This is a genomic window from Sulfitobacter sp. (genome assembly GCF_041552635.1).
Lineage (GTDB): Bacteria > Pseudomonadota > Alphaproteobacteria > Rhodobacterales > Rhodobacteraceae > Sulfitobacter.
On record NZ_JBFEKM010000034.1, the window covers coordinates 16,447 to 27,606 of the forward strand.

Here is an 11,160-nt window from a genome sequence, read left to right on the forward strand (position 1 = left end):
ACGGCGCGGACACCCATAAGAATATCAGCAATCGCATAAGGTATTTTCGCAAATGGACACGGCCCCCGCAATGCTCGACAGCGCTTTCTGGATCAGCAGCGGTATAATCTTCTGTCTTCTGGTGCTTTCCGGCCTATTTTCCGGCTCTGAAACGGCGCTGACGGCGGCATCGCGTGGCAAGCTGCGCGCCCAAGCGGACAAGGGCTCAAAGGGGGCCGAACGCGCGCTCAAGATTACTGAGGATAACGAACGTCTGATTGGCTCGGTTTTGTTGGGCAACAATCTTGTGAACATTCTTGCAACCTCGCTGGCGACAGCGTTGTTCACCCGGCTACTGGGCGAATCCGGCGTGGCCTTGGCGACGCTGGTGATGACCTTGTTGGTGTTGATCTTCGCCGAAGTGCTGCCGAAAACCTATGCCATCACCAATGCCGAAACCGCCGCTGCCCTTGTGGCGCGTCCGATTTCGTTCATCGTGACGATCTTCAGCCCTATGGTCAGTGCCGTCCGCTTTCTGGTGCGCGGCATACTGCGTCTGTTCGGCGTCACCATCGACCCCGACAGTAACATCCTCGCGGTGCGAGAAGAGATTGACGGCGCGCTGCAACTTGGCCGCTCCGAAGGGCTGGTGGAAAAGGAAGACCGCGACCGGATTCTTGGCGCGCTGGATCTGCGCGAACGCATGGTCGAAGAAGTGATGCTCCATCGCTCCGGTATCGAGATGATCGATGCCGCGAACGATCCATCTGAAATCCTCGAACAAATCCTCGAATCCAACCACACCCGCCTGCCGGTCTACCGCGATGATCCAGAAAATATCATCGGCGTGATCCATGCCAAGGACCTGCTGCGTGCAATGTACAAGCGCATCGGGGATTCCGAACGCGAAACCACCCCTCTCAAGGATTTCAAAATTGCCGACGTGGCGATGAAGCCCTATTTCGTGCCGGAAACCTCGACACTGGACGAACAAATGCGCCAGTTCTTGCGCCGGCGTACGCATTTTGCGCTCGTGGTTGACGAATACGGCTCCCTGCAAGGCCTGATCACCCTCGAAGATATCCTCGAAGAAATCGTAGGTGAAATCACCGATGAATTTGACCCCGATGCCGATCATGGCGTAACCAAAGCCGAAGACGGGCAATATTTCGTCGACGGCGCAATGACCCTGCGCGACCTGAACCGGACCACCGAATGGGACCTGCCGGACGACGAAGCCAACACCGTCGCTGGCCTCGTCATCCACGAGGCACAGATGATCCCGACCCCCGGACAGGTTTTCCTGTTCCACGGTTTCCGCTTCGAAGTGACCGCCCGCGACGGTAACCGCATCACCCAACTCAAAATCCGCCCGCTCTAGCCTCTTCTCTGGCTTAGAAATATCCCGGGGGTCTGGGGGCTGGCCCCCAGGTGTCGTGCTGTCCCGGGGCCACGGCCCGACGTTTCGGCGACCTTCAGACGCGCCCGGTCTACGCCGTCAAACGCAGTGAAAATTTACCCCCGCAACCTGATACCTTCAGGATCAAATGGGGCTGATTCCAGAACGGTGGCCCCGTGCGCGCGTCCCAGCACCATCACCTCGACCCGCTGACCTGCATCGACGCCCTTCACAAAGCCAAGCGCAAGCGATTGCCCCACACTGTAGCCATAGGCCCCCGACGTCACGCGCCCGACGCCAACCCCGTCTTTAAAAATCGGCTCGCCCCCTGTGGCATCGGCATTGGATGCATCCGTCGCTTCCGCATCCAGCGCCAACACGACCAGCCTTTCGCGGGCAGGTTTGTCCAGCACATCCAGCAGTGCGGCTTTGTTCAGGAAATCCTTGTCCAACTTGCACAACCGTTCAAGCCCGACCTCCTGGGGCCAATATTCGGGGCTGTATTCGCGACCCCATGACCCATAGCCTTTTTCGACCCGCAGCGACATCAGCGCACGCGACCCGACAGGTCCGGCCCCCAAGTCATGCCCGGCTTCTAGCAAGGCTGCATAAAGCCGCGGTTGATCTGCGGCAGCACAATGCAGTTCCCAGCCCAGATCACCGGTAAAGGATACCCGCAGCGCAAGCACGCGTATGCCAGCTATCTCAACCCATTTGGACCGCATAAAGGGAAAATCAGCCGTCTTGAACGAGGTATTCGTCAGCCGCTGCAACATCTCGCGGGATTTCGGGCCAGCGACGTTAAAGCCGCACATGGAAACGGTCTGGCTTTCGAAGACCGTGCCGTCAGGCAGCGGCAGCGCGTTGAAAAACCGCTGGTGATAGCGCTCCGCCATGCCAGACCCGATGATCCAGAATTCATCGTCGCCCAAGCGCGTGACGGTAAAGTCGCCTGCAATACCGCCGCGGACCCCGATCAGCGGCGTCAGGCAAGACCGCCCGACGGCCTTGGGCATTGTGTTGGCAAACAGGCTGTTCAGCCAGTCTTCGGCACCCGGCCCCGCACAGCGGTATTTCGCAAAGTTCGAGATGTCGATGATACCTGCGTTTTCGCGCAGCATCCGACATTCGTCACCCACAGGCCCCCACCAGTTCTGGCGAGTAAATCCGTCGGTATCCGCCGTGCCGGGCGTATCTGCGAACCACAGCGGATGTTCCCAACCATAGTTCAACCCGAACACAGCACCCATCTGTTTTTGGGTCTCATAGACGGGGCGCGTGCGCACCGGACGGCCCGCGCTGCGTTCTTCGTTGGGGAAGTGGATTTTAAAACGGTTGGCATATTGGTCGCCGACCCGCGCCTTGGTGAACGCCGCATCGGCCCAATCGCCAAATCGCGCCATGTCCCACGCGAACATATCATAGCGCGATTCACCGGTGACGATCCAATCGGCGGCCAAGAGGCCCATGCCACCCGACTGGCTGAACCCCGGAATGATCCCGTTGCAACAGAAATAGTTGCGCAATTCAGGTGCCGGGCCGAACAGCACGTTGGCGTCGGGTGACCAGATCATCGGACCGTTTATGACCCGTTTGATCCCAGCGGTCCCAACGGCGGGAACCCGGTCGATCGCGCGCATCATATTGGGTTCAATCCGCTCCAGATCATCGGCAAACAGCTCGTGACCAAATCCAAGCGGCGTACCGTCTTCGGCCCAGAACCGCAGGTCTTTTTCATAGGCCCCGACCAAAAGTCCCTTGCCCTCTTGGCGCAGGTAATATTCGCCGTCACGGTCCGCGACAGAAGGCAGGCGGCGGTCAAGGCCTGCGATCTCGGGGATGGTTTCGGTTACGAAATACTGATGTTCCGTTGGTTGCAACGGCAAGGTCAGCCCTGCCATCGCCGCCACTTCGCGGCCCCAAAGTCCTGCGGCGTTCACGATCCACTGCGTGGCAATATCCCCTTTTTCAGTGCGCACGATCCAGCTGCCGTCAGGTTGCTGTTCGGTACCCGTGACAGGGCAAAACCGGATGATCTCGGCCCCGTTCTGCCGCGCGCCCGTGGCATAGGCGTTGGTCACGCCCGATGGGTCCACATTGCCGCCCGAGGGTTCGAACATGATGCAGCGGATGCCGTCATAATTGACCAGCGGGTGCAAACGCTCTGCCTCGTCGCGGGTGACTTCGTGGAAATTCAGACCGTAGTATTTCGCCTTGGCGGCTTGTAGGCGCAACTGATGCTCGCGCGCTTCGGTCTGCGCCAGATATAGACTGCCGGGCTGGAACACACCGCAGCTTTGGCCGGTTTCGGCCTCAAGCGCGTTATACAGATCCATCGTATAATTCTGGATGCGCGTAATGTTGTTGTTGTCGTGCAGCCCGTGAATATTCGCGGCTGCGTGCCATGTTGACCCGGATGTCAGCTCGGATCGTTCCAGCAAGACAACGTCGGTCCAGCCCAATTTGGTCAGGTGGTACAGGATCGAACAGCCGATAACGCCGCCCCCGATCACAACGGCTTGGGCATGGGTGCGCATAATTGAAGTTCCGCTTAGCTGTTACATCCCCTCAAGTCTGACCTGCGCAAGGTGCGATTGGTTGCCCAAAACCGACAAAAACAGTCGTCCCCAAGACAGGGAAATAAAATTGGCTTCAGCTTCACTCCCTTACTTTGAAGCGATGGCCTTACGCACCTGTTCTGACGCGCTGGAGATCAACTGGTCACGGTCAGGCCCAAATACGATCACAGACAGGGCGCGGGCCAAATGCTTTTCGGCGGCATCCCGCGCCGCCTTGCACAAGCCTTTGTCAGGATGATGCATCAATCCGCCCAGGGTTGCTTGCAATCGTTGTTGAACTTCGACAACCGTCATACCGTCGCGGGCCAACGCCCCAAATGCGTCTTGGATAAGATCAGCAGGGTCAAGTGGTTCGACAAAAATGTTAGCTAGAACATCCTCGCGGTCGCGCGCAACTTCATCCTCGTAATCGGTCAGGATACGGCCGATCCGGTGGATCACGTCAATGGCCGTGCCGGGATCATTGACCCCCGGTGAAAGCGCTTTTGACGCGACTTCTCCCATGACGATCAGGCCAAAGCGCGGATCTTGGTCGAAACTACGCACATCGCCCAGAATGATGCTGCTTTTGATGCCAGCATGCAGGCTATCGTCATCATGTTCATCGTCGGCGGGATCACCAATGCGATCGATCTTGACCAAAGGTTCGTTGATAAAGACAAAGCTGCCGATGTTCCGCAGCAGATAGATGTTCACCCCGTGATTTTTCGCCACCGCATTCAGCGCTTCGGGATGGATATGCCTGATATAGCCGCTTTCACCGGAATTGATCACCTCGGCACTGTCGGGAATGGGGTCGGTAAGGGCATTCGCGCCAAGACACGGATTGGCAAGCCGTTCGCGAAACATCTGGCGGGTTTCATCCTCGACTTGGCGCGAGGTGTCGATCAGGCTGCCAAAGCTTTGCAAATGCAAGACCCAGCGGATCAGATAGAACACGATCAGAACCAGCACCAGAACGGTGGTCACGAACAAGACAAAGGCGCGCTTGTCATCGAAAACACCCAATTCGCGCATGATGATCGCGATCAGCGCATAGACATAGGCCCCGATGAACACGGCCAACGTGTTTTGCGTCGTCAGATCCTGAATGATCAACCGATGCACGCGCGGTGTCCATTGCGTTGAGGTGCTGCGATAAACCGACACCATGACACTCAGTGAAAATGTGGTCACGGCCAGCATTGCATTAGCAATGATCGACAACAGCCGATCAGCGGCCTCTCCGGTCAGGCTGGTGCCCAGTTTTTCCGGAATCCAGTGTTCGATCTGGGAACTCAGCGCGACCGCGACCACGGCCAGCATCCCCATGATCACTACCCTGACAGATAGCTTCTTGCCATAGTACCGCGCTTTGCGGATCAGGGTGGAGGGCGTGAATAAATCAAATGTCATGAAGTATTTATCTAGTGGGGCAAATGGCTTTGTCCAGCAAGATTTGATGCCCTGTCCGGTGCCCCGCAAGGTTCATATCCGACAAATTATGTCGCTAGGTTACATGCCTTCTGGCCCGACCCTTGCGACGATCCGGAAAGGCAGCCAAATTGGAGACGTTTCAATGAAAACCACCACGCGCGCATTGGTCATCGGGGGCGGCGTTGTCGGCGCGTCGGTGCTGTACCACCTTACCAAATTGGGGTGGAAAGACGTGATGCTGGTGGAACGGTCCGAACTGACGTCGGGATCAACATGGCACGCCGCTGGCGGGTTTCATACACTTAACGGCGATACGAATATGGCCGCACTTCAGGGCTATACCATCCGGTTATACAAAGAACTGGAAGAGATCACTGGGATGTCCTGCGGGCTGCACCATGTGGGCGGTGTGACCTTGGCGGATACGCCTGAACGCTTTGATATGATGTTGGCCGAACGCGCGAAGCACCGCTTTATGGGGCTTGATACCGAAATCGTCGGGCCCGAGGAAATCGCCAAGATCGCGCCGATCACGAACCTTGAGGGCATCATCGGCGGGCTTTACGATCCGCTTGACGGGCATCTGGACCCGTCCGGCACGACCCACGCCTATGCACGCGCTGCGCGCATGGGCGGTGCCACGATTGAGACCCACTGCATGGTCCGTGAAACCAACCAACGGCCGGATGGCACGTGGGACGTGGTCACCGACAAGGGGACGATCCACACCGAACACCTGATCAACGCAGGCGGGCTTTGGGCGCGCGAAGTCGGGGCGATGGCTGGCATCTACTTCCCGCTGCATCCGATGGAACATCAGTACATCGTCACCGATGACATCCCCGAAATCTATGAACGCGACGCGGAGCATCCTCACGTCATGGACCCCGCCGGCGAAAGCTATCTGCGGCAAGAAGGGCGTGGGTTGTGTATCGGGTTCTACGAGCAATCCGCGCGACCTTGGGCGGTGGATGGCACACCCTGGGGGTTTGGCCATGAACTGCTGCCAGATGACTTTGACAAGATCGAACAAAGCATTGATTTCGCTTACAAACGGTTTCCCGTGCTGGCAACTGCGGGCGTAAAATCAGTGATCCACGGACCGTTCACCTTTGCGCCTGACGGCAATCCGCTGGTGGGGCCAGTGCCCGGCGTGCGCAACTATTGGTCGGCTTGCGGTGTGATGGCGGGGTTCTCTCAGGGGGGCGGTGTTGGTCTGACCCTTGCCCAATGGATGGTCGAAGGCGAACCGGAACGCGACGTGATGGCGATGGATGTGGCGCGGTTTGGTGACTGGATCAGCCCCGGTTATACCCTGCCCAAGGTGATCGAAAACTATCAAAAGCGGTTCTCGGTGTCCTACCCGAACGAAGAACTGCCCGCCGCGCGCCCCCATCGCACCACGCCGATGTATGACATTTTCAGCGATATGGGCGCAGTCTGGGGCCAGCAATACGGGCTTGAGGTGCCCAATTACTTTGCCACTGGCGACGAGCCGACATTCGAGACGCCATCTTTCCGCCGCTCGGATGCATTCAGCGCCGTTGCGCGCGAAGTCGCCGGCGTGCGCGGCAGTGTCGGCATCAACGAGGTGCAGAATTTTGGGAAATATTTGGTCACAGGGGCTGATGCCCGCGCATGGTTGGACCGGATCATGGCAGGCCGCGTACCTGTCCAAGGGCGCATGTCACTGACCCCGATGCTGTCTGAAAAGGGCAAGCTGATCGGTGATTTCACCATGTCCTGTCTGGATGAACACACCTTTCAACTGACGGCATCCTATGGCGCGCAGGCCTTTCATATGCGCTGGTTTACCCAGCATTTACATGGGGATGTGCAGGTCGAGAACATATCCGACAAACGCACAGGGTTCCAGATCGCGGGGCCAAATGCCGCCGCCGTTCTGGCCGCCTGTATCCGTGATGATATCAGCACGATCAAGTTTCTAGATATCCGTCCCATGACCGTTGGCATGTCAAACTGTTTGGTCCAGCGCGTCAGCTATACTGGCGATTTGGGCTTCGAGATCTACTGCAGTCCAATGGATCAACGGAACCTTTGGACGACCCTTTGGGAGGCCGGCAAAACCTTTGACATGGTGCCATTCGGGATGCGTGCGATGATGTCATTGCGGCTGGACAAGTTCTTTGGCAGCTGGATGTCGGAATTTTCGCCAGACTATACGGCTGCCGAAACCGGGCTTGACCGCTTTATCAGCTTTAAGAAAAACACCGCCTTCATTGGCCGTGCGGCCGCCGAGGCAGAGCATGCCACTGGCCCCGCCCGCACGCTTTGCGCCTTTGAGGTGGATACCATCGACGCCGATGTGCATGGGTACGAACCGATTTGGCATGATGGTCAGGTCGTCGGGTTCTGCACATCTGGCGGCTATTCCCACCATGCGCGGAAATCTATTGCGCTTGGGTTTGTGCCGACCGGCAGTGCCCGCGACGGATTGCACGTCGAGATCGAGATTTTGGGCAAAATGTGCCCTGCCCGTTTGATCACAACGCCGCTGTTTGACGCCGATGGTATGCGGATGCGGGGTGACCTTACTGTTCCGGCGTAAAAGCGGTAGTCGTGACCGATGCATAATCTGAACATACCGATCATTCTGCTTGCTGCCGGTCAATCCTCGCGGATGCGGGGGCGCGACAAACTGCTGGAAATGGTGGATGGCCAGCCGTTATTGCGCCGTCAGGCGGCAATGGCGTTGGCCGTCACCGACGCGCCGGTGTTGGTGGCCCTGCCTGCGGCACCTCACCCCAGATACGATGCGATTGAGGGGCTTGCTGTCACACAGGTGCCTGTCCCGGATGCGGCTGAGGGGATGAACGCGTCGTTGCGGCGGTGTTTTGCCGCCCTGCCACAAGACGCGCCAGCCGCCATGCTGCTGTTGGCTGATCTGCCTGAGCTGACACAGATCGACCTTAATAAAGTCATGCAATCTATTGATTTAAAGTTAGATAAATCAATTTGGCGCGGTGCCACGTCAAGCGGAAAACCCGGGCATCCGATCGTGTTTGCAGCTGAACATTTCGGAAAGTTCGCCAGCCTCACAGGCGACAGTGGCGGGCGCGATATCGTTGCGGCGGCGCGGGATAAAACCCTGTTTGTCCCGCTGCCCGATGACCATGCACGCCGCGATCTGGACACCCCAGAGGAATGGGCCATCTGGCGCGCTGAAAACCCGCGCCGCTAGATTAGCTTTGCATCACAACCCATTGGTAAAAATCAAAAAAACGGGGCAGTTTCCTGCCCCGTTTTCGTTTGCACGAACAAAGTTACCCTCGTGCAAAAGCTGCATATGTCGTTGCGTGCACCCCTACACGCGTCTCGTTTGCGCGAGGCGCTTACTTCGTGAGAAGTTTCGCCTCGTGCTTTTTCAGGGTCCGGCGGGCGGATGTATACCCGTCCACACCTTCGCGCGTTGCCAATTCCGGGAATAGTTCCAGTATCTCCGTACGCTGCGCATTTCCAATACCGGCCAAGCTTAGATCGCCCGGCTGGAAGCTTTCGGTCCATGTGCCATCAGACAGGATCACCTCGTGCTGATCAAACATCACGTGGATGTATGTCGTTCCCGAAACTTCCACGATATCGACACCTTCCAGACCGGTCAGGTGCTTGGCCGCGACCAGGACTTCGCGCTCTTCAAAGTAGAGCGCCGTCTTGTCGTTGGCCACCAGAACGCGGTGGTTGGGGCTGACCATCATGTCACGCTCGGGTAGGTTATTGCCCAACGCACCCTTGCGGATCAGAACCGGTTGCAGATGCGAACTGCGGGCCAGTTCTTGGCCGTCCATCTTGCGGGCACCGACCCAACGGATTTCCTGAATTCCGTTGTCGCGGGTGATAACGCGATCTCCGACCTCAAGGTCTTCGACTTTGCGTTCGCCCTTTGGTGTCGCGATCAGCGTGCCCGGCGTAAAGCAGGGAATGATCGCTTCGATGTTGGTGAAATCCAACCGGCCTGTGTCGTTTCCGGCGGCGTCTGTAAAGACAATCGTACCGTCGAAACCGTCATTCCGGCTGTCCCCGTCAATCGTATCACCGGGATCATTATCCGGGGTGATGTTTTCAAGACGATAGCCACCGCCGTTCAACGAACCGGACAGGTCGATGACGTCATAGTCGCTTGGATCGGACCCGCTGCCACCGTCGATGGTGTCGCCACCGTTGACATCAAGGAACGTATCCTCTCCGTCATCGCCGCGCATGCTGTCGTTACCAGCGCCGCCGCGGATGGTGTCATTGTCGCCGCCACCGATGATGGTGTCGTCACCCTCTCCACCCAGCAATTCGTCATTGCCAAAGCCGCCCAGCAGGCTGTCATTGCCATCCCCACCGGACACCGTGTCATTATTTTCGCCGCCGTCGATGGTATCGTTACCCTCGCCGCCAAGCAGCAGATCGTCGCCGCGCACACCGCTGATGCTGTCGTCGCCGTCGCCGCCATCTACGAAGTCATTGTCGCCAGCCGCAAAGATCGTGTCGTTGCCGTCACCACCCAGAATGCTGTCTTCGCCAAAGCCACCCGCGATGGAATCGTCGTCAGCACCACCATCGATGGTGTCGTCGCCTTGACCGCCGTCGATGGTGTCATTGCCGGCACCACCAAGCACGCTGTCGTTGTCATTGCCCGCAAAGATGGAGTCGTTGCCATCGCCGCCGTCAATTTGATCATCGCCCTGTGCGCCGATGATGGTGTCATCGCCCTGACCGCCAAGAATGGTGTCATTGCCCATGCCGCCATCAAGGCTGTCGTCGTCGATACCACCGTCGATAAAGTCATTGTCGGCACCACCAAAGATGGTGTCGTTATCGTCTTCACCGTACAGAACGTCATCGCCGGCACCGCCTTCGATCAGGTCCTTGCCGTTGTTCGGCTGCGGATCAAGCGCGTCGATGATCTGGTCGCTATAGCCTGCGATCGTTTCAGGACCAAAGCCGCCCCAGATCGTGTCATTGCCGTCGTCGCCCTTCAGCGTATCAGAGCCGTGCCTGCCGATGATGCTGTCGTCGCCGTCGCCACCACTTACGATGTCGTCGTCGATACCGGCGTTGATGGAATCGTCGCCCGTCCCGCCAAAGATCGTGTCGGCATCGTCACCGGTCCGGATGGTATCGTTTCCGGCACCCCCATCGACAAAATCACGGCCGTCGTCCTGGTTCGGGTCACCCGCGCCAAAGAACGGGTTCGGGGTGATCGCGCCTGTCAGCGGGTTCGTGATGAACTGCTGATCATTGGGATAGTCCGAGAACGTATCGGTCCCCGCATCGATCGAGTCGGCACCGTCGTTACCGAAAATGCTGTCGGCACCTTGGATGTCGGTGATGGTATCGTTACCCTCGCCACCATAGATCGTATCGTTGTCGATGCCGCCTTCGATGACATCATCGCCAATCCCACCGTCGATCAGGTCAGCGTCGTCGCCCCCGTCAATCGTGTCATTACCAGCGCCACCGTTGATGGTGTCTTTGTTGTCGTTCGGGTTCGGATCCTGATCAAGCGGTGTCGGGATCAATGGCAGATCGGCATCCGGCACACCGGTCAGACCCGGGGTGTCGCCTGCAATGCTGTCATCGCCATCACCGCCATCAAGGGAGTCGCGGCCACCGCCACCAATCAGCGTGTCATTGTCAGCGCCGCCATCAAGCGTGTCGTCACCCGCGCCGCCGGACAGGCTGTCATCGCCGCCGTTGCCGGTCAGGGTATCGTTGCCCGCGCCGCCGTCTACGTTCTCGGCACCCTCAGAGCCGGTGACCTTGTCGTCGCCACCGCCA

6 protein-coding genes are annotated in these 11,160 nt (G+C 58.2%); 3 read left to right on the forward strand and 3 right to left on the reverse strand.

What is annotated here, in order from left to right; translation table 11 throughout:
* The first annotated feature begins 52 nt into the window (after nucleotides 1-52).
* Nucleotides 53-1,360: an HlyC/CorC family transporter gene (locus tag ABYT07_RS05955; protein ID WP_372990112.1), complete on the forward strand. Its 1,308-nt coding sequence runs from the start codon at nucleotides 53-55 to the stop codon at nucleotides 1,358-1,360.
* Nucleotides 1,361-1,494: 134 nt separating this feature from the next.
* Here the strand turns inward: ABYT07_RS05955 and ABYT07_RS05960 are convergent, their stop codons facing one another.
* Both ABYT07_RS05960 and ABYT07_RS05965 read right to left on the reverse strand, forming a co-directional pair.
* Nucleotides 1,495-3,915 (reverse strand): FAD-dependent oxidoreductase, encoded by a 2,421-nt coding sequence (locus ABYT07_RS05960; RefSeq protein WP_372990113.1) that lies wholly within the window; start codon nucleotides 3,913-3,915, stop codon nucleotides 1,495-1,497.
* Between the two features lie 129 nt (nucleotides 3,916-4,044).
* The gene (locus ABYT07_RS05965; RefSeq protein ID WP_372990114.1) at nucleotides 4,045-5,352 is read right to left on the reverse strand and encodes a DUF2254 domain-containing protein; all 1,308 of its coding nucleotides are present in this window, start codon (nucleotides 5,350-5,352) and stop codon (nucleotides 4,045-4,047) included.
* A 163-nt stretch (nucleotides 5,353-5,515) separates the two neighbouring features.
* On the opposite strand from ABYT07_RS05965, the gene ABYT07_RS05970 reads away from it, so the two are divergent.
* Complete coding sequence (locus ABYT07_RS05970; RefSeq protein ID WP_372990115.1) at nucleotides 5,516-7,942, forward strand: FAD-dependent oxidoreductase; 2,427 nt, start codon at nucleotides 5,516-5,518, stop codon at nucleotides 7,940-7,942.
* Between the two features lie 18 nt (nucleotides 7,943-7,960).
* A complete protein-coding gene (locus ABYT07_RS05975) occupies nucleotides 7,961-8,575 on the forward strand; it encodes an NTP transferase domain-containing protein (protein WP_372990116.1) in 615 nt (204 codons plus the stop codon).
* 151 nt (nucleotides 8,576-8,726) lie between these two features.
* Here ABYT07_RS05975 and ABYT07_RS05980 read toward each other — a convergent pair.
* Nucleotides 8,727-11,160, reverse strand: a 2,434-nt coding sequence (locus ABYT07_RS05980) for a Hint domain-containing protein (RefSeq protein WP_372990117.1), incomplete at its 5' end; no start/stop codon positions are given.

What these genes read in the sequence shown, in the direction of transcription:
- ABYT07_RS05965 (WP_372990114.1), bottom strand. Translation starts at nt 5,352, where the DNA reads ATGACATTTGATTTATTCACGCCCTCCACCCTGATCCGCAAAGCGCGG.
- ABYT07_RS05960 (WP_372990113.1), bottom strand. Translation starts at nt 3,915, where the DNA reads ATGCGCACCCATGCCCAAGCCGTTGTGATCGGGGGCGGCGTTATCGGC.
- ABYT07_RS05955 (WP_372990112.1), top strand. Translation starts at nt 53, where the DNA reads ATGGACACGGCCCCCGCAATGCTCGACAGCGCTTTCTGGATCAGCAGC.
- ABYT07_RS05970 (WP_372990115.1), top strand. Translation starts at nt 5,516, where the DNA reads ATGAAAACCACCACGCGCGCATTGGTCATCGGGGGCGGCGTTGTCGGC.
- ABYT07_RS05975 (WP_372990116.1), top strand. Translation starts at nt 7,961, where the DNA reads ATGCATAATCTGAACATACCGATCATTCTGCTTGCTGCCGGTCAATCC.